The organism is Janthinobacterium lividum (genome assembly GCF_011601275.1).
Classification (GTDB): Bacteria; Pseudomonadota; Gammaproteobacteria; order Burkholderiales; family Burkholderiaceae_D; genus Janthinobacterium; species Janthinobacterium lividum_E.
The window spans coordinates 227,089-244,889 of sequence record NZ_JAAOLY010000007.1 but is presented as its reverse complement, the minus strand read 5'-3'; the positions used below and the strand labels follow the sequence as shown (position 1 = coordinate 244,889).

Here is a 17,801-nt window from a genome sequence, read left to right as displayed (position 1 = left end):
TGGAGGTACAATGACTAAAACGACTTTCCTCAATTTTGAACAGCCGATCGCGGAACTCGATTCCAAGATCGAAGAGTTGCGCTTCGTGCAAGACGATTCGGCCGTCGACATCTCGGAAGAGATCGACCGCCTGGCCAAGAAGAGCCAGCAGCTGACCAAGGATATCTACGCCAAGCTGACGCCATGGCAAGTGGCGCAGATCGCGCGCCACCCGCAACGCCCCTACACCATGGATTACGTGAATGAAATCTTTACCGACTTCCACGAATTGCATGGCGACCGCAGCTATGCGGACGATCTGTCCGTCGTCGGCGGCCTGGCCCGCTTCAATGGGCAGCCGTGCATGGTCATCGGCCATCAGAAGGGCCGCGACACGAAAGAGCGCGCCATGCGTAATTTCGGCATGCCGAAACCGGAAGGCTACCGCAAGGCCATGCGTCTGATGAAAGTGGCTGAAAAGTTCAACTTGCCGATCTTTACTTTTGTGGACACGCCAGGCGCTTTCCCCGGCATCGACGCGGAAGAGCGCGGCCAGTCGGAAGCCATCGGTCACAACCTGTACGTGATGGCCGAGCTGAAAGTGCCGCTGATCGCCACCATCATCGGTGAAGGCGGTTCCGGCGGCGCGCTGGCCATCGCCGTGGGCGACGCCACCCTGATGCTGCAATATTCGACCTACGCCGTGATCTCGCCGGAAGGCTGCGCCTCGATCCTGTGGAAGAGCGCCGAGCGCGCCTCCGACGCGGCCGAAGCGCTGGGCCTGACGGCGCACCGCCTGAAAGCCATGGGCCTGATCGACAAGATCATCAACGAACCGCTGGGCGGCGCCCACCGCGATCCGAAACAGATGGCCACCTTGCTCAAACGCGCACTGGCCGATACCCTGCGTCAGTTCCAGGGCATGAAAACCAAGGACCTGCTGGCCGCGCGCCATGAAAAACTGCTGAGCTACGGCAAGTTCAAGGAAACCACGCCAAGCGAGTAAGCCATCGCTGGTCGGCGTAGGTCGGCTTAGCGCAGCGTAAGCCGACAGGACGTAAGCCGACAAGACAGTAGAACACACCAGGGACAGTCCGCTAAACGACACCATCCGTTTAGCAGCCTGTCCCTCTTTGCATTCCCGGAGTCCACATTGAAAAAGCAACAAACCGCCACCGTCGCCGACATTTTCGCCAGTGCGTTGGAAACCTGCGCACCGCAAGCCGGCGAGACGGTCGGCATTGCCCTGAGCGGCGGCCTCGATTCCTCGGCCCTGCTGCACCTGGCGCATGCCTGGGCGCAAGAGCATGGCGTGGCCTTGCACGCGTTTCACGTGCACCACGGCCTGAGCCCGAATGCGGATGCGTGGCTGGCCCACTGCGCGCAATTGTGCGGCGGCATGGGCATCGCCTTCGAGGCGCGCAAAATCACCTTGGAGAAAAATGCGAAGACGGGCACGGAGGAGGCGGCCCGCAAGCGCCGTTATGCGGCCTTGGGCGAGCTGTGCGCTACGCACGGCGTGCGCTTGCTGCTCACCGCCCACCACCAGGATGATCAGGCAGAAACCGTGCTGCTGCAATTGCTGCGCGGCTCGGGCACGGCGGGCCTGTCCGGCATGGATGGCGCCAACAGCGCGCCCGAGTTGCTGGGCAACCCGGACCTGGTGATGGCGCGCCCCTTGCTGCCCGTGTCGCGCAAACAGCTCGAAGCGTATGTGGCGAAACATGCGATCGCGCACATCCACGACGAATCGAACGACGATCCCCGCTTTGCCCGCAATGCCCTGCGGCACCAGGTGATGCCCGTGCTGGCGCAGGCGTTTCCCGGTTTCCAGGAGCGTTTCGCCCGCAGTGCCCAGCACGCGCAATCGGCGCAGCGCCTGTTGACGGAACTGGCGACGCAGGATCTGGCGGCGTGCCTCGATGGCGACTGCGTCGAACTGGCGAAATTGCGCGAGTTGAGCGCGGACCGCTGCTACAACCTGCTGCGCCACTGGTTCGGCACGCGCGGCTTGCGCATGCCATCGACGGCGTGGCTGGCGGAAATGCTGGCGCAATTGCTGGAAGCGCGGCCCGATGCGCAGTTGCTGGTCACGCACCCTGAATGCCACGTGCGGCGCCACCGCGACCGTTTATATCTGACGCCGAAGCTGAATGACCTGGCCGGCATGCGCGACAAGAGCGACGCGGGCATTCCCGGCCTGGAAAAGGCCAGCCAGGAGTTCAAATGGCAGGGCGAAGCGAACCTGGCGTTTCCCGCGTATGGCGGCGTGCTGCATTTCGATGCGGTGGAAGAGGGCGGACAAGGTATTGATATTACTTGGTTGCAATCTCAAACCTTGAGCATCGATTTCCGCCAGGGCGGCGAGCGCCTGAAACTGGCCTTGAACCGTCCCACGAAGAGCTTGAAATACCATTACCAGGCGTTTGACGTGCCCGCCTGGGAGCGCGAACGCCTGCCCCTTGTCTGTGCGGCGCAACAATTGCTGTTCGCGGCTGGTATTGGCCTCGATTGCCATTGCCTGAGTCTGTTGGATCGTCCCCGCGTCGCCTTGCGCTGGGTCTCCTGCTGAGCGTAGGGGCAGCCGCCACGGCCACTCCCGGGGTGGTCGCCAAGTGGCTGTGCAAGCCGGCTGGACTGCATGGATAGCTTATTTCCATATACCCAATCTGTATGAGCTAATGCGCTTTTTAGCTTGTTATTTTGCATTGCGGCATGTAGAGTAAAGCCCTCCTTTTTTATTCTTCTTGAGCGGAAACTTCACTCTTATGGCTTTAATCGTCCACAAATATGGCGGTACGTCGATGGGCTCGACTGACCGTATCAAGAATGTCGCCAAGCGCGTTGCCAAGTGGCACGACGCTGGGCATCAAATCGTGGTGGTGCCATCCGCCATGTCGGGCGAAACCAACCGCCTGATTGGACTGGCCAAGGAAATCATGGATCAACCCGATCCCCGTGAACTTGACATGATCGCCTCGACAGGCGAACAAGTATCCGTCGGCCTATTGTCGATGGCACTGCTGGCGATCGGCAAACAAGCCGTATCCTATGCTGGCTGGCAAGTCGCGATCAAGACCGATTCCGCCTTTACCAAGGCACGCATCCAGTCGATCGATGACGAAAAAGTCAAACGCGACCTCGATGCGGGCAAGATTGTCATCATTACCGGTTTCCAGGGCGTCGACGAACACGACAACATCGCGACCTTGGGCCGCGGCGGTTCGGACACGTCAGCCGTGGCGATCGCCGCCGCCATGAAGGCGTCCGAATGCCTGATCTTCACGGACGTCGACGGCGTCTACACGACCGACCCGCGCGTGGTCTCCGAGGCGCGCCGCCTGAAGACCATCACCTTTGAAGAAATGCTGGAACTGGCTTCGCTGGGCTCCAAAGTGCTGCAAACGCGTTCGGTGGAATTTGCCGGCAATTACCGTGTACCCACGCGCGTGCTGTCGTCGCTGACCGACCCGATGTTGCCGCTGGAAATAGAAGCCAATTCAGGCACCCTGATTTCGTTTGAGGAAGATACAAACATGGAACAAGCAGTCATCTCCGGCATCGCCTTCAACCGCGATGAAGCCAAAATCACCGTGCTCGGCGTGCCCGACCGTCCAGGCGTGGCGTACCACATCCTGGGACCGGTTGCCGACGCGAACATCGAAGTCGACATGATCATACAGAATCAGTCGGTCGACGGTAAAACGGACTTCACCTTCACCGTCTCGCGCGGCGAATACACGCGCGCGCTGGCCGTGCTGGAAGCGAACCGCGAATCGCTGGGCGCGGCCAGCATCACGGGCGACGCGAAAGTGTCGAAACTGTCCGTCGTCGGCGTGGGCATGCGCAGCCACGTTGGCGTCGCATCGCAAATGTTCCGTACCCTGTCGGAAGAGGGCATCAACATCATGATGATCTCCACTTCCGAGATCAAGATCTCCGTGCTGATCGATGAAAAGTACATGGAACTGGCCGTGCGCGCGCTGCATAAGGCGTTCGAGCTGGAAAAAGCTTAAATATCCAAAAATATTGCCCCACGCCCTTGACCAAAAGGGGGGCAATCGATATTATGACGTTCGTCGCTGCAGCGCAGTTAGCTACAGAGACATAGTTGAGTAATCAGCTAGGAGACGTGGCCGAGTGGCCGAAGGCACATCCCTGCTAAGGATGCATACGGCTTATACCTGTATCGTGGGTTCGAATCCCACCGTCTCCGCCAGAATCAAATAAAAAAGCCTCCCCTGCGGGAGGCTTTTTTGTTTGTCTGGACGGAACGGTGGGATTCGAAGACGCAGCGCCCTGAGGGGCGCGAGGCTATCCGAATCGCCCAGCCACCGCGCAGCGGCCAACGCCGTCCCCTCATCTCAAGCCGTAGCGGCCAGCACCTACGCATCGTGCCCCACAGCCAGCATAGCCAGCATCACGCAGTCCCCCCCCCGGCATCACCCAGAGGACCAGCATCACCGCTTCGCCTCCCGCTCCAGAGTATCCCTGCCAATAATCTTCAAGTTCGTCCCGCCCTTGAAGGGCAGCGCTTCCTCGCTGCCGTCCGTCCGGATCCCCGCCGAGACGCCGATTTCGGCCGTCACATCGACGAATTCCTTGCGGAACAGCAGCAGCTCCGTATGCTTGATGATGGTTTGCAGCGCCACCGACTGCCCCGGAGCGATGGTGGTGAAGGCGCGCTTGAGCGCATGGTCCGCCAGGCCGGTCTTCAGTACCTGGCTGCGCTCGCTGGCATTGTCGATCAGGCGCAGGTTGGGGCCGCGCTGCTGAATGTAGTCGAGCGGATAGCCGACGGCCGTGCTGCCGGTATTCTTGATGACGACCTCGATGCGCATGTCGCTGCCCGTGAAAATGCAGGCCGGGTTGTCGAGGCAATGGGCGCTAACGGAAAGTACGTCGTTCGGCATGGCGTTTCCTGTAAGGTGGAGGGACACTGCAAGCAGTGCGGCTAGGAGCGGATGAGGATGATATCGCATTTGATTTTCCGTCCTATTTCCGCGCGCAGCAATTCTTGCACTTCGATGGCGATTTGCCAGGCGTGGCGGTGATAGACAATCGTGGAGCCGACCGAGTTCATGATATTGGCCAGCCGCGCTTCCGGTTCCTCGTCGTCCGACAGCGCCGACACGGGCGCGTCCCAGGTGCCGTCCGGCTTCATGTACTTGACGGTTTCATCGTCCCCTTCGACATACGAGTATTCGTCGGGAATGCCATAGCAGTGGCCGAACTCATGGGCGTGCACCTGGCCGTTGGTGGAGGGGGAAACGTCGATCACGGTACCCGTCACGCCCTCGCGATCGTAGCGCTTGTGGATCTGCATGAGGTAGTGCTCGTTGCTTTCCACGTAGACGATGCGGTAGACGATGGGCAGGATGCGCGTGCCGCATTCGGGATCGCGGATTTCCATTTGAAATTTATTGTTCCAGTGGGCTTCCAGGCCTGCGGTGGCGATGCCCTTGACGTACTTGATGGCGGCGGCGCGCTGCTTGACCCTGGCCGCCGCCTGAGGGGTGCCCCGCTCGCGCTCTTCCAGCGCCTGGTCGGCCGCATCGAGCACCGTGATCGCCTTGACGCGCAATTCGGCGATGATGCTGGTATTCGACTTGACGGGCACGTAGATCTTGTAGCGCACGGTATCGAAATAATTATGCGGCGCGCCATTGGCGCCGAAAGTGTTGTTGTAGCGCGGCACACTGGAGACGTCGATCTCCTTTTCGTAGTCGTCGATCCAGCAGGCGGGCCGCTTGATCAGCACTTCCTTGCGCTGCTTGTTGTCGACGGGGCTGGTGCTTGAAGTCCCCGTTTCCTTGAATTTCGGCTCGGGCTTGGGCGGCGCCTTGGCCGTCGTGCCGGGCGCGGGCGCAGGGCTGTCCGACGTCTCGGGCAACTGGCCCGGCGACTTGAGCAGTTCGATCACCAGCGCCTCGACGGCGGCGGCGGCCACGACATGGGTCAAGCCCCTGGCGTCCGTCATGCCCGTTTCGATACTGCCATCGGCGCGCTTGACGCGGTACGGCTGGCGCGGCATCAGTTCGCCCGTGTCGCGGTCTTTCAGCACGAAGCCTTCGTCGAACAGTTTCAGGCGGCTGTCGGGCAAAGGCGGCAGGCCGGCGGCCGCGCTGGCGCCGCCGTTGAAGACATGCTGCCCGCCCTTGACGGTGAAATTGCCCGGGCAGCGGAAGGTGATGTCGCCGCCTTCGAGCGTGATCGACGATTGTCCCGCCTGCAGGACGATTTTCTGGTTGGCCTTGATGTCGATGCTGTCGCTCACGGAGATCACCGTGACGGCTTGATCGGCGAGGATTTCCAGCTGGTCGGTATGTGCTTCGAGTGAGACGGGGCCGTTGCCCGCGACAGCCTTGATGCCACCTTCCTGGCTGAACAGCGTGGCCGCGTTGGCCGCCACCGATGCAACCGTCTGGCCGGCCGTCATGTGCAGGTCTGCCTGCGCCGTCCAGTGCAGCTGCTGGCCCGCGAACAGCACGGTCGAAGCGGGCGTCGCCCAGTTGATGCTGCTGGGCGACTCCATCAGCACGAGCGGCTGGGCGTAGCGTTCCACAGGCTGCGCCGTATCGGGGGCGCGCGTGCCGCTGCCCGCCTTGCTGGCTTCCTGGCCGCCGACAGCGGCCTGGTACTTGCCGTCCTGCTGCGGGTCGATCTGCGCCGCCATGTCCAGCTGCGCCTGGTTTGCATCCTTGCTGACGAGGGCTTTTTGCTGGCTAGCCGACGTCGCCACCGTCTTGCTCAGTTCACAGGCGCCGCGCAGCAGGGCCAGTGCTTCCTTGGTGTCGAGCTGGCTCGACGCCACGCCGGCGCCCTGGCGCGCGCGCGCCGTGGTCGAGATCAGCATGCCTTCGCCGGCGCGCAGCATGGCCCAGGCATCGGTGCGCAATTCAAAGCCGCTGCCGCGGTAGCTGCCCCGTTGCGCCGTGGTGGCGCCTTGCTGCACCAGGTAGCCCAGATTGAGCTCGGTGGCGGCGCTGCTCGAAGCGAGCCGGGTGCGCAGCTGGCCCCGGGTATCGTCGAGCACCCATTGGTTGTAGCCGGCGCCGTCGAAATTGTGGCTGTGCATGCCCGACAGGACGCCCGCATGGTTGACGCCCGAATCCTCGCCGGCCGCATACGGCGGCGTGTCGCTGCCCGTGTAGAGCTGGGCGACGACCAGCGGGCGGTCCATGTCGCCTTCGATGAAGTCGACCAGTACTTCCGTGCCCAGGCGCGGCGTGAATTGCGAGCCCCAGTTGGGGCCGGCCAGCGCTTCGGCCACGCGCACCCAGGCGCCGGATGCCTCGTTGCCGGGTGCGCTGCCCTGCTGGTCGGTGTTGTGCGCCAGGCCGCCCGGATTGGCGGCGCTGCCGCGCTGCCAGGCAAACTGGATGCGCACCTGATGGTCGCGGCCCGTGGTGGCCACGCTGTCGGCCAGGCCCACCACCAGCGCCGTCTGCGGACCCAGCGCCACGGCCGGTGCGCGCGCGGCGGTGGCGCGCGGCACGATGGCCACGCTGGCGCGCACGCAGCCGAAGCGGTTGCGGTAGGTGCCCGGTTCGATCTGGCCGCTGATCCAGTCGGCCACGCCGCCCAGGCCGGCCGTCCTGGCCAGCTGCGACAGCATGCCGCCCAGGCTGGCGCCCGCCGGTCCCGCATTGTTGCGTGCCTGGTGCTCGGCCCACAGCACGGTGAATGCGTTGGCGCCATCGGCATGCTGCTCGTGCTGCAGCAGGCGCATGGCGTGGCCGGCGGCCAGGCGGCGCACGGCGCCGGCGCCGTCGAACTGCTTGTTGTCCAGTTCCAGGGCTTGCAGCATGCGCTCGCTGTGGGGCCCGGCCGCCGCGCGGTCGGCGTGCAGGCGCTCGCCGGCGCCGTCATACACGGCCAGCTGCGGCAATTGCCCCGTCTCCAGGCTGGAGACCTGCTCGGCGGCGGGCGCCGTCACCTGCTCCGGGTGCCAGCTGCTGATGCTGACGGCATTCGACTGCACCTGGCGGCGCGCGCCGAAGCAGTCGATGGCGTCGTCCGTATCTGTGGCGCGCACGCCGTGAAAGCGCATGTCGGCGCCGCCCGGCGTCTGCGGCGCCGTGGCCTTGCTGTCGAAGATCACCAGTTTGTGCCTGGCCTGCGCCTGGCCGTCGCCGCCTTCCTGCGCGCCGCCGGGCTGGTCGTGCTCGAAGCGCCAGCTCAGGCCTTCGGCGGCCAGCAGGCGCGCGAAGAAATCGAAGTCGCTTTCGCGGTACTGGGTGCAGATGGCGCGCATGGCCAGCGCCTGGCTGACGTCGAATTCGAAGCGCAACTGCGGGTAGTCGGCCAGCAGCTCGGTGACGATGTCGCGCGCATGCTTGTCCTGGAAAATATAGCTGTCGCGGCGCAGCCGCAGCAGCGCCAGGGCCGGTTCGAGGCGCAGCCGGTAGCGCGCCACGCCGCCATCGGCGCCCAGCCAGGCGCAATCGGTGCAGATGCCGTGCCAGGCGCGCTGGCTGCCGTCGGGCTGAAGCAGGCACAGCGTCATTTCCTCGCCGATGAAGGAGGCCAGGTCCAGGCTGGCCGCGGTGCTCAGGGCATCGACCTCGAAGCGGAACAGTTCATTGACGGCCTCGCGGCCCTCGAACTGTTCCGCCATCAGCGACTCGGGCTGCCCGGACTGCTGCGCCGTGGCCAGGGTGATGAGCCGCGCATGCTGGCTCAGGCCGGTGCCGAACTGGCCCGTGGCGGCGGGGGCTTGTTGTGCGCCGTCCATCACGGCAGGGTAATGCTCAGGTTGGCCACGCGCGGCGCCAGCTTGACGATGTCGTTGTAGGCATTGATCTGCGCTTCCGTCTGCTTGGCCAGCATGGTGCGCAGCCCCAGGTAGCCCAGCGCGCAGATCAGGGCGAACACCGAACACAGCACCCATGGCGGCACGTTGTTGCGCAGCTTGTGGATGATCTGGTCGGGCCGCTCCGCATGCGGGGCGAAGCCGGTTTTCTTGCCCTTCATCTGGGCGATTTCGTCGCCCAGGCGCGCCGTCAGGTAGTTGAGTTTTTCCGGGCCTTCCAGGATGTAGCGGCCCTGGAAACCCAGCAGCAGGCACATGTGGAATACCTCGAGCGCCTGCAGGTGCGCGCTGCCGCGCGCGCGCAGCGCTTCCAGGCGGATGAAGAAGTTTTCGCCGGCCAGCTGGTCGCCGAACAGCACCAGCTGCAACGGCCGCCGCGCCCATTCGTCGCGGATGCTGTAGGGCGAGCGCAGGATGATTTCATCGACGGCCGCGCAGAACGCATATTTTGCGGCGTCGATATCGTCCGCCGACGCGCCCTGTTTTTTCGCGCCGCGGCTGAACTCATCGAGGAAGTGCGTCATCTTGCTGATGAAATCGGCATTGTCTTGCGGCCCGCTGCCGTTCTTCAGCATGAACAGGGCGTAAAAACCGTCGTACATCAAGTCCATCAAGGTTTGTTCCGTGCCGGGACCGGCAGCCGTGCTGGAGGCATAGGCGGCCTGGCTGCCGGACATCAGGGAAGGGGGAGCGGTGGAATGCATCGTTTGACCTCAGGAAGTGACGGCGACAAGTTCGAGTTTCAGTTCACGCATGCCGGAGGGGACATAGATCAGGAGCGACTGTGCCTGCAGCATGCGTTCGTACATCTGGCCCTTGGCCTCGATGGTGAAGTAAAACATGTCGGGACGCACCGGCACGGCGGCAGGCACCTGCGGCGCGTGCTGCAGGCGCACGCCGGGCAGGGCGGACAGGACGAACTTTTCCACGTCGTCCGGCGCACCCACCTTGAAGCGCAGCGGCACCACGTCGACCAGTTCCACGCCGGCCATGTCGGCCGAGACACCCAGGTAGAACGCCGTCTTGGCGTCGATCTTTTGCGAGTCCAGCTTGCCGTGGTGGTAGGACGGCTTGGTTTCCGTCAGCGCGATGGCGAAGTATTTCGACGAGATCACGGTGTCGAGCAATTCGCGGATCATGGCGTGCAGCTGGGCGAACGGCGGGCCGGGATCGGCATGCCGGTACGGCGGCAGGTCGGCCAGCGCATGGCTTCTCGAAAATGTCATCAAGCCGCCCGCCAGGGCCAGCAGCTGTTCGTACAGCCGCTCCGGATGCAGCGCCGGATGATGGAAGTAGTGGCTGAGCGAGGCGTAGGCCGCGCTGGCCGTATGCAGCAGCCAGAACGAGGACATGTCGCCCGAGCGGAATTCGATCACGCTCTTGCTCGGCTCGCGGTGATGCCCGTACAGCGCATTGACCTTGGCCTGCAGTGCGTCGATCAGGCGGCGCAATTGCAGGAACAGCAGGGGCGCGCTGCGGATGGACAGGCTGGGGGGCACGAAGGCCGGATCCTGTTCGAAGCCGCCCGTCGACAGGCGCCGCAGGCGCAGCAGGGGAAAGCTGACGTAGGAATCGCGCGGTTCGGAATCGGCCACCAGGCGCAGGGTTTTTTTCAGGTACGTCAGTTCGGCCTGCGCGGCCTGGGTGTACAGGTCCGGCGTGCTGAGATTGGCCTGAGCGTAGCGCGCCGCGCTGTTGGGCTGGCCGCTGGCGGCGAAGTTGCCGCCGAATGGCTTGAAGGCCGGCAAGGCGGCGTGGAAGGTCACCGATTGCAGCGACGAGGGCAAGTTGCCCAGGTCGAGCGCCTCGGGCAGGTCATCGCCGCCGACCGCATTGTAGATTTCGCCGTCCTGGAAGACCAGCGACAGTTCCAGCAGGCGCAAGCTGTTGTTGGCCAGCGCATCGCGGTCGATCTGCAGCTGGTTCACTCCCCACGCATACGGGTGCAGCGCCTTGACGCTCTCGTGCAGGCGCTGTTCGTGGTACTGGTCTTGCTGCTGGAAATGCTGGGGCCGCAGGAACAGGCCTTCGCCCCATAACAATTTGTTTGCCATGCTCATGAATTGCCCTCTATGCCAGACACAGTGAGGCGCGCGGCGGCGACTGAAAAACATGCTTCGCATCGCGCAACTTGGTGCTTTTTTCGCAACTGCAAGAACATTAGCATTATCTTGAGGAATGGTGCGTACTGTACGTTTTTAGCGTCAATAGTGTGAGTTTTCGCGTATTTTCTATTGAACGCAGTAAATTTTCAAATCATGCTACGCTCCGAAAAATAAACAATTAACAACTATAAAAAGCAACTTTTTAGTCGTCAAAACGGTCTTCTTTTTTGAAGGAACGCTCAACATGACACCCTCGGTTTCGCTACGCACTCTTGCAGTTCTTACCTGTGCTTTTGCCCTCAGCGCCTGCAGTACGGCGCCGGTGGTCAAACCGCCGACCGCCGTGGCGCCGCCGACGCTGGAAGAGCTGATGGCCAAGGCCACGCAGGCGGTGGACACGGGCAACAAGGCGGCGGCGCTGGCGCTGTGGCAGGAGGCCGCCGCCGCCGCGCCCGCCGACAAGCAGCCCTGGGTGCGCATGGCGCAGAGCCGCTACGATGCGGGCCAGTATGGCGAAGCCATCCTCAGTGCCCAGGAAGTGCTGGTGCGCGATCCTGCCGACAAGCTGGCCAACAGCGTGATCGCCATCAGCGGACTGCGCCTGTCGACGCGGGCGCTGGCTGATCTGAGCCGCCAGAACAACTTGTCCGGTCCGCTGCGCGCGGAATCGCAGGACCTGGCCAAGCTGCTGCGCGAGAGCCTCGGCGAAACCGTGCTGGTGCCGCCGCCGGACAAGCCGCCCGTGCGCCAATCGCGCAAGCAGCCAAGCAAGCGCGCTGCCGATGAGGGCAGCGCCAATCCATTCAATGCCCTGAAGTAGCCAGCCAGGCACAGGTACGCCGCAGTTCAACAGGCGCATCGCCGATGCCGCCAACATTTGGAAGGGGATGTCATGTCGAAAAAAGATAGTGTGCAGAAGCGCTTGCAAAAGGTACGCCCGCCACGCGTGCAGATGACCTATGACGTCGAGATCGGCGACGCCATCGAAAACAAGGAGCTGCCTTTCGTGGTGGGCGTGGTGGGCGATTTCGGAGGCAATTCGGAACTCGAGCAGAAGCGCCTGAAGGACCGCAAGTTCGTCGATATCGACCGCGACAATTTCGATGAAGTGATGAAGGGCATCGAGCCGCGCGCCACCTACCGCGTGCCCAATGAACTGGGCGCCGGTGGCGGCCAGTTCGGCGTGGAGCTGAAATTCCGCTCGATCGCCGATTTCCGCCCGGAAGCGGTGGTCGAGCAGGTCGAACCGCTGCGCAAGCTGCTCGAGGCGCGTACCAAGCTGGCCGACCTGCGCAACAAGCTGGCCGGCAACGACAAGCTGGAAGACATCCTGAATGACGTGCTCAACAGCACGGAAAAACTGGCCCAGCTGGAACAACATTCCCACGTCAGGAAAGATTGATATGTCCGCACAACTGACCCCCGCATTGAGCGCTGCCGGCGCCGCCGAAATCGACTTGCTCGACCAGATCGTCGAGCAGAGCAAGGTCGCCAAGTCCAGCGTCGAACACGCCCGCGCCAAGGATCTCATTTCCGAACTGGTCAGCCAGGTCATGGATGGCACGGTGGTGGTGTCGAACAATCTGGCCGCCACCATCGACGCCCGCGTGGCCGAACTGGACCAGCTCATTTCCGCGCAGCTCAGCTCCATCATGCACGCGCCCGAATTCCAGAAGCTGGAAAGCAGCTGGACGGGCCTGCATTACCTGGTGAAGAACACGGCCACCGGCACGAACCTGAAAATCAAGCTGATGAACGCGACCAAGCGCGAACTGGTCAAGGATTTCCAGAGCGCGCTGGAGTTCGACCAGTCGACCATGTTCAAGAAGGTCTACGAGGAGGAATTCGGCACCTTTGGCGGCGCGCCGTTCGGCACCTTGCTGGGCGACTTCGAATTCAGCCGCCAGCCGGAAGACATGTATTTCATCGAACAGATGTCGCATGTGGCCGCCGCCGCGCACGCGCCGTTCATCTCGTCCGCGTCGCCGGAACTGTTTGGCCTCGAAAGCTACAGCGACCTGGGCAAGCCGCGCGACCTGGCCAAGGTATTCGACACGGTCGAGTATGCGAAGTGGAAATCCTTGCGCGAATCGGAAGACGCGCGCTATGTGGGCCTGACCTTGCCCCGCTTCCTGGGCCGGCTGCCGTTCAATCCGCTCGATGGCGCTACCGTCGACGGCTTCAATTTCGTCGAGGACGTGGACGGCACCGATCACCAGAAATACCTGTGGTGTAACGCCGCCTACGCTTTCGGCACCAAGCTGACGGCCGCCTTCGAGGATTACGGCTGGTGCGCGGCGATCCGCGGCGTGGAAGGGGGAGGCCTGGTGGAAGACTTGCCGACGCATACCTTCAAGACGGACGAGGGCGAAGTGGCGCTGAAATGCCCGACCGAGATCGCCATCACGGACCGCCGCGAAAAGGAATTGAGCGACCTGGGCTTCATCTCGCTCGTGCACTGCAAGAACACGGACTATGCCGCGTTTTTCGGCGCCCAGTCGGCGCAGAAGGCGAAAAAATACAATACGGACGCCGCCAACGCGAACGCCGTGCTGTCGGCGCAGCTGCAATACATCTTTGCCGTCTCGCGCATCGCCCATTACATGAAGGCGATGATGCGCGACAAGATCGGCAGCTTTGCCGCCGCCTCCAACGTGGAAGATTTCCTCAACCGCTGGCTGACGCAGTACGTGCTGCTCGACGATAACGCCAGCCAGGAACAGAAAGCCCAGTTTCCGCTGCGCGAAGCTTCGGTGCAGGTGGCGGAAGTGCCGGGCCGGCCCGGCGTGTACCGCGCCGTGTCGTTTTTGCGTCCGCATTTCCAGCTGGACGAATTGTCCGTTTCACTCCGTTTGGTCGCGGAGCTTCCGCAGTCGACCAAATCGTAATGTATTTTTCTTTACACTATTGAAAGGAATAACATGGCAATCGACGTATACTTGCAAATTGATGGCATCAAGGGCGAATCCACGGATAACAGCCACAAGGATTGGATCGAATGCAAGTCGGTCCAGTGGCAAGTGCTGCAACCCAAATCGGCGACCGCCTCGACGGGCGGCGGCCATACCGCCGAACGTACCGAGCACAAGGATATCGTCATCGCCAAAATGGCCGACCTCGCCAGCCCCTTGCTGCTGCAAACTTGCTCCTCGGGCAAGACCATTCCGAAAGCCAAGCTCGAGTTCCTGCGCGCCGATGGCCAGGGCGAACGCATCAAGTACTTCGAAATCGAACTGGAGAACGTGATGATCAGCAGCGTGGCGCCATCGGTGGCCGCGGGCGACATTCTCGGCGAAGACCTGGCGCTCAAGTACTCGAAGGTCAAGTGGAAATACACCCAGCAAAAAGTGGGTGGCGGTTCGGGCGGTAACACCTCTGGCGGCTGGGACCTGTCGGCCAACAAGACGGCCTGACCGTATCCGACCGCGTACGCCAGCGGCGCGCTGCCGCCGCTGGCTTTCCTGGCCGCCGGCCGCGGTGTCCACGCCACCCATGAAACGGAAAGCCCATGAAAGGTTTTACGCCGGGCCTGTTCGACCGCCTGATGGATACGCCCGTGCACGGCGCCTCCAGCGGCACCGTCTCGCGCCTCTCGCTCGAGGATTTGAAAGACACCGTGGCGCGCGATCTTGAAGCGCTGCTCAACACGCGCGCCGTGCTGCCCGAGGCGCTGCTCAAACCCTTTCCCGAGTGCGGCAAGTCGATCATCACATACGGCTTGAACGATTTCGCCGGGCTTAGCCTGTCGAGCACGGACGACCGCGCCCACATCTGCCAGTGCCTGGAAAAGGCCATCGCCCGCCACGAGCCGCGCTTGCGCCAGGTGCGCGCATCGCTGGAAATCGAGGAAGGCTCGATCAACCGCCTCAATTTCGCCATCAGTGCGCTGCTGGTGGTGCATGCGGCGCACGAACCGGTCAGCTTCGACGCCATCCTGCAGCCTTCCAGCCTGCATTACACGATCAGCAAAGGGCGCCGCGCCGCGTCCACGGGAGCCTGACCTTGGAAGACTTGCTGCCCTACTATGAGCGCGAACTGGGTTTCCTGCGCCGCTATTCGCGCGAGTTTTCCGAGCGCTACCCGAAGATCGCCGGCCGCCTGCTGATGGGCGGCGAGGTGTGCGAGGACCCGCACATCGAGCGCATGATCCAGTCGTTCGCACTGCTCAATTCGCGCATCTCGAAGCGCATCGACGACGATTATCCCGAGTTTACCGAAGCGCTGTTCGAAGTGCTGTACCCGCATTACCTGCGGCCGTTTCCCTCGTGCTCGATCGCGCGCATGGATAGCGGCGCCGCGGCGGCGCAGCTGACGGCGCCTGCCGAAATCGCCCGCGGCACCGAGCTGACGACGCGTCCCGTGAAAGGCGTGGCCTGCACCTTCCGCACGGCCTACCCCGTGACGGTGGCGCCGCTGGCGCTCACGCATGCGGCGTTTTGCGCCATCATCGAGGCGCCGGAGCAGGTGCTGCTGCCGGCGAATGCCACCTCGGGCGTGCGCATCACCATCGAGTCGAGCGCCGCGCAGCTGGCGCTGGGCCAGCTGGGACTGGCCTCGCTGCGCGTGTTCATCGATGGCCAGCCCTCGTTTTGCGCGGCGCTGCGCGACGCCCTGTTCATGCGCACCGTGAAGGCCTACGCGGAGGCGGACGGCAGCGGCAGCTGGGTCCCGCTCGACGGCATTCCCGTGCGCAGCGCAGGCTTTGCCGAGGACGATGCGCTGATCCCGTTTTCCGCCCGCTCGCATCCGGCCTACCGGCTGCTGACCGAGTATTTCTGCTTTCCCGAGAAATTCAATTTTTTCGACATCGACCTCGGCGCGCTGTGCGCCGCGCTGCCGGCCGGCTGCCGCCGCATCACCCTGCACCTGGCGCTGAGCGGCCTGCGCACCGATTCGAACACGGCGCGCCTGCTGGGGACGATGAACACGCACAACCTGCTGCTGGGCTGCACGCCGGTGGTCAACCTGTTCCGCCAGCGCGGCGAGCCTATCCGCCTTACGCACACGGCCGCCAGCTATCCCGTGCTGGCCGATGCGCGCCGCGCCTATGCATTCGAGGTGCAGTCCATCGATTCGGTCAAACTGGTGCGGCAGACGCCGCAGGGCGAATCCGTGGTGGAATTCCGTCCGTTTTATTCACTGCGCCATGGCGAGTCGCCGGCCAGGGATGGCCACTACTGGGTCATGCGGCGCGACGAGATCATCGCCGGCAAGAGCCCCGGCTACGAAACGCAGATCTCGATCGTCGACATCGATTTCGACCCGGCAGCCGTGGAAACGGACACGCTCAGCCTGGAGCTGAGCTGCACCAACCGCGACTTGCCAGCGCAGCTGACCTACGGCTTGCACGGCGGCGACCTGTTCCTCGAAGGCGGTTCCAGCGTGCGCAGCATCAGCCTGCTGCGCAAACCCAGCGAGTCGCACCATTTCGAACGGGGGCGTGGCGCCCACTGGCGTTTGATTTCGCATTTGTCGCTGAATCACCTGTCGCTGGCCGGCAGCGGCCTGGAAGCGTTCCAGGAGATGCTGACCCTGTACGACTTGCCGCGTTCGGCCACGTCGCAGCGGCAAATCCGCGGCATCACCGCCATCGCCCACCAGGCCGTCAACGCCTGGCTGCCGGGCAATCCCTTTGCCTGCCTGGTGCGCGGCGTCGAAGTGCGGCTGACGATAGACGAAGAGGCCTTCGTCGGCAGCGGCATCCACGCCTTTGCGCACGTGATCGAGTGCTTCCTGGGCTTGTATGTGCATGCGAACAGCTTCACGCAGCTGGTGGTGCAGGCAAAAAAATCAGGAGAGGAGCTGTGGCGATGCAAACCACGCAGCGGCGATTCGAGCCTAGTGTAATCGAGCGCCTGTTTGCCCAGCCCTGCCGCTTCCAGTACTTCCAGGCGGTGCGCATGCTGGAGCTGTGGCTCAGGCGCAATGGCTTGCCGCACGACGATGCGGTGGCCAGTTTCCTGCGCTTCCAGAATTCCATCTCGCTCGACTTCGCCCCCAGCCAGCTTGAAGCGCTGGCGCCCGAACCGCGCGAACTGGCGACAGACGCCAGCGCCCTGGGCGCGGCGCTGCGCGGCGGGCAGCTGAAATACGTGCGCGTCACGCCGGCCTTCATGGGTTTTCTCGGCGTCGCCGGCGCGCTGCCGCTGCACTATACGGAACGCATCGCCACGCACCAGCTGTATGAAAAGGAAGAGGGGCCGCGCGCCTTCCTCGACACGTTTTCGAATCGTGCGCTGGCCCTGTTCTATGAAGCGTGGCGCAAGTACCGGCTCGAGCTCAAATACCAGCTCGACGGCAAGGACCAGTTCCTTCCGCTGCTGCTGTCGCTGGCGGGGCTGGGCAATGCCTCGCTGCGCCAGCGCCTGGCCGGGGACGGCGCCGGCGTGCTCGACGAATCCGTGGGTTTTTTCGCCGCCGCCATGCGCCACCGGCCGCCGTCTGCCGTGCTGATCGGCCAGGTGCTGTCCGAGTATTTCGGGCAGCGCATCGCCGTCAGCCAGTTTGTCGGCTGCTGGTACGACGTGCCGCGCGAGCAGCAAAGCACGCTGGGCGGCAGCAACGCCTTGCTGGGCGCCACCGCCATGGTCGGCGCGCGCGTCTGGCAGCGCGACCTGCGCCTGCGGCTGACCATCGGTCCGCTGGCCCGCTGCCACTTCGACGCGTTCCTGCCGGGCGGCACGGCCGCCCTCGCGCTCGAGAGGATGCTCGCCATGTTCACCGGCTTGACCCTGGAATACGAAGTGCAGCTGGTGCTGCGCGCCGCCGACGTGCAGGGCATTGCGCTGGCGGTGCCGCGCAGCGGCGGGCGGCTGGGCTGGGACAGTTTTCTGATCACCGGCGGCGAGGCGCGCGACCGCGCCGATGTCCGCTATGAACTGCATGCGCTGGCTTGAGCGCGC

14 protein-coding genes and 1 tRNA gene are annotated in these 17,801 nt (G+C 63.5%); 11 read left to right on the top strand and 4 right to left on the bottom strand.

Annotated features, from left to right (window positions below; all coding sequences use genetic code 11):
* The first annotated feature begins 10 nt into the window (after positions 1-10).
* The 4 genes from GYK42_RS13365 (at position 11) to GYK42_RS13350 (ending at position 4,198) form a co-directional block, all read left to right on the top strand.
* Positions 11-985: an acetyl-CoA carboxylase carboxyltransferase subunit alpha gene (locus tag GYK42_RS13365; protein ID WP_166447898.1), complete on the top strand. Its 975-nt coding sequence runs from the start codon at positions 11-13 to the stop codon at positions 983-985.
* A gap of 147 nt (positions 986-1,132) precedes the next feature.
* The gene (gene tilS, locus GYK42_RS13360; protein WP_166447897.1) at positions 1,133-2,551 is read left to right on the top strand and encodes a tRNA lysidine(34) synthetase TilS; all 1,419 of its coding nucleotides are present in this window, start codon (positions 1,133-1,135) and stop codon (positions 2,549-2,551) included.
* 196 nt (positions 2,552-2,747) lie between these two features.
* Positions 2,748-3,995, top strand: coding sequence for an aspartate kinase (locus tag GYK42_RS13355; protein ID WP_034756957.1), 1,248 nt, complete (start codon positions 2,748-2,750; stop codon positions 3,993-3,995).
* Between the two features lie 110 nt (positions 3,996-4,105).
* Positions 4,106-4,198 (top strand) — tRNA-Ser (locus tag GYK42_RS13350).
* A gap of 241 nt (positions 4,199-4,439) precedes the next feature.
* On the opposite strand, the gene GYK42_RS13345 is transcribed toward GYK42_RS13350, so the two are convergent.
* Genes GYK42_RS13345 through tssK form a run of 4 tightly spaced genes read right to left on the bottom strand, consistent with a single transcriptional unit; the run spans position 4,440 to position 10,854 of the window.
* Positions 4,440-4,892: a hypothetical protein gene (locus GYK42_RS13345; protein ID WP_166447896.1), complete on the bottom strand. Its 453-nt coding sequence runs from the start codon at positions 4,890-4,892 to the stop codon at positions 4,440-4,442.
* Between the two features lie 41 nt (positions 4,893-4,933).
* Complete coding sequence (locus GYK42_RS13340) at positions 4,934-8,716, bottom strand: type VI secretion system Vgr family protein (RefSeq protein WP_166447895.1); 3,783 nt, start codon at positions 8,714-8,716, stop codon at positions 4,934-4,936.
* Positions 8,716-9,498 (bottom strand): type IVB secretion system protein IcmH/DotU, encoded by a 783-nt coding sequence (icmH, locus tag GYK42_RS13335; RefSeq protein WP_166447894.1) that lies wholly within the window; start codon positions 9,496-9,498, stop codon positions 8,716-8,718. Before icmH ends, GYK42_RS13340 begins: the two co-directional genes overlap by 1 nt.
* A gap of 9 nt (positions 9,499-9,507) precedes the next feature.
* Positions 9,508-10,854, bottom strand: coding sequence for a type VI secretion system baseplate subunit TssK (tssK, locus tag GYK42_RS13330; protein ID WP_166447893.1), 1,347 nt, complete (start codon positions 10,852-10,854; stop codon positions 9,508-9,510).
* Positions 10,855-11,143: 289 nt separating this feature from the next.
* Here tssK and GYK42_RS13325 point away from each other — a divergent pair, with 289 nt between their 5' ends.
* The 7 genes from GYK42_RS13325 to tssG all read left to right on the top strand — a co-directional run bounded on the left by GYK42_RS13325 (position 11,144) and on the right by tssG (position 17,795).
* Complete coding sequence (locus tag GYK42_RS13325; RefSeq protein ID WP_166447892.1) at positions 11,144-11,719, top strand: hypothetical protein; 576 nt, start codon at positions 11,144-11,146, stop codon at positions 11,717-11,719.
* Positions 11,720-11,791: 72 nt separating this feature from the next.
* On the top strand, positions 11,792-12,301 hold the full coding sequence (gene tssB, locus GYK42_RS13320) for a type VI secretion system contractile sheath small subunit (protein ID WP_058047866.1): 510 nt from the start codon (positions 11,792-11,794) through the stop codon (positions 12,299-12,301).
* A 1-nt stretch (position 12,302) separates the two neighbouring features.
* The gene (gene tssC / locus GYK42_RS13315) at positions 12,303-13,787 is read left to right on the top strand and encodes a type VI secretion system contractile sheath large subunit (RefSeq protein WP_166447891.1); all 1,485 of its coding nucleotides are present in this window, start codon (positions 12,303-12,305) and stop codon (positions 13,785-13,787) included.
* Between the two features lie 33 nt (positions 13,788-13,820).
* On the top strand, positions 13,821-14,312 hold the full coding sequence (locus GYK42_RS13310) for an Hcp family type VI secretion system effector (protein WP_035817450.1): 492 nt from the start codon (positions 13,821-13,823) through the stop codon (positions 14,310-14,312).
* A gap of 95 nt (positions 14,313-14,407) precedes the next feature.
* The gene (tssE, locus tag GYK42_RS13305) at positions 14,408-14,899 is read left to right on the top strand and encodes a type VI secretion system baseplate subunit TssE (RefSeq protein WP_058047868.1); all 492 of its coding nucleotides are present in this window, start codon (positions 14,408-14,410) and stop codon (positions 14,897-14,899) included.
* Between the two features lie 2 nt (positions 14,900-14,901).
* Positions 14,902-16,746, top strand: a complete 1,845-nt coding sequence (gene tssF / locus GYK42_RS13300; RefSeq protein ID WP_166447890.1) for a type VI secretion system baseplate subunit TssF — start codon at positions 14,902-14,904, stop codon at positions 16,744-16,746.
* Positions 16,710-17,795, top strand: a complete 1,086-nt coding sequence (tssG, locus tag GYK42_RS13295) for a type VI secretion system baseplate subunit TssG (RefSeq protein WP_166447889.1) — start codon at positions 16,710-16,712, stop codon at positions 17,793-17,795. The genes tssF and tssG overlap by 37 nt, the downstream gene beginning before the upstream one ends.
* Positions 17,796-17,801 lie beyond the last annotated feature (6 nt).

Bases quoted from the DNA above. Each gene is read 5' to 3' on its own strand.
- GYK42_RS13365 (WP_166447898.1), top strand. From the start codon at position 11: ATGACTAAAACGACTTTCCTCAATTTTGAACAGCCGATCGCGGAACTC.
- GYK42_RS13355 (WP_034756957.1), top strand. From the start codon at position 2,748: ATGGCTTTAATCGTCCACAAATATGGCGGTACGTCGATGGGCTCGACT.
- GYK42_RS13345 (WP_166447896.1), bottom strand. From the start codon at position 4,892: ATGCCGAACGACGTACTTTCCGTTAGCGCCCATTGCCTCGACAACCCG.
- GYK42_RS13340 (WP_166447895.1), bottom strand. From the start codon at position 8,716: ATGGACGGCGCACAACAAGCCCCCGCCGCCACGGGCCAGTTCGGCACC.
- icmH (WP_166447894.1), bottom strand. From the start codon at position 9,498: ATGCATTCCACCGCTCCCCCTTCCCTGATGTCCGGCAGCCAGGCCGCC.
- tssK (WP_166447893.1), bottom strand. From the start codon at position 10,854: ATGAGCATGGCAAACAAATTGTTATGGGGCGAAGGCCTGTTCCTGCGG.
- GYK42_RS13325 (WP_166447892.1), top strand. From the start codon at position 11,144: ATGACACCCTCGGTTTCGCTACGCACTCTTGCAGTTCTTACCTGTGCT.
- tssB (WP_058047866.1), top strand. From the start codon at position 11,792: ATGTCGAAAAAAGATAGTGTGCAGAAGCGCTTGCAAAAGGTACGCCCG.
- tssC (WP_166447891.1), top strand. From the start codon at position 12,303: ATGTCCGCACAACTGACCCCCGCATTGAGCGCTGCCGGCGCCGCCGAA.
- GYK42_RS13310 (WP_035817450.1), top strand. From the start codon at position 13,821: ATGGCAATCGACGTATACTTGCAAATTGATGGCATCAAGGGCGAATCC.
- tssE (WP_058047868.1), top strand. From the start codon at position 14,408: ATGAAAGGTTTTACGCCGGGCCTGTTCGACCGCCTGATGGATACGCCC.
- tssG (WP_166447889.1), top strand. From the start codon at position 16,710: ATGCAAACCACGCAGCGGCGATTCGAGCCTAGTGTAATCGAGCGCCTG.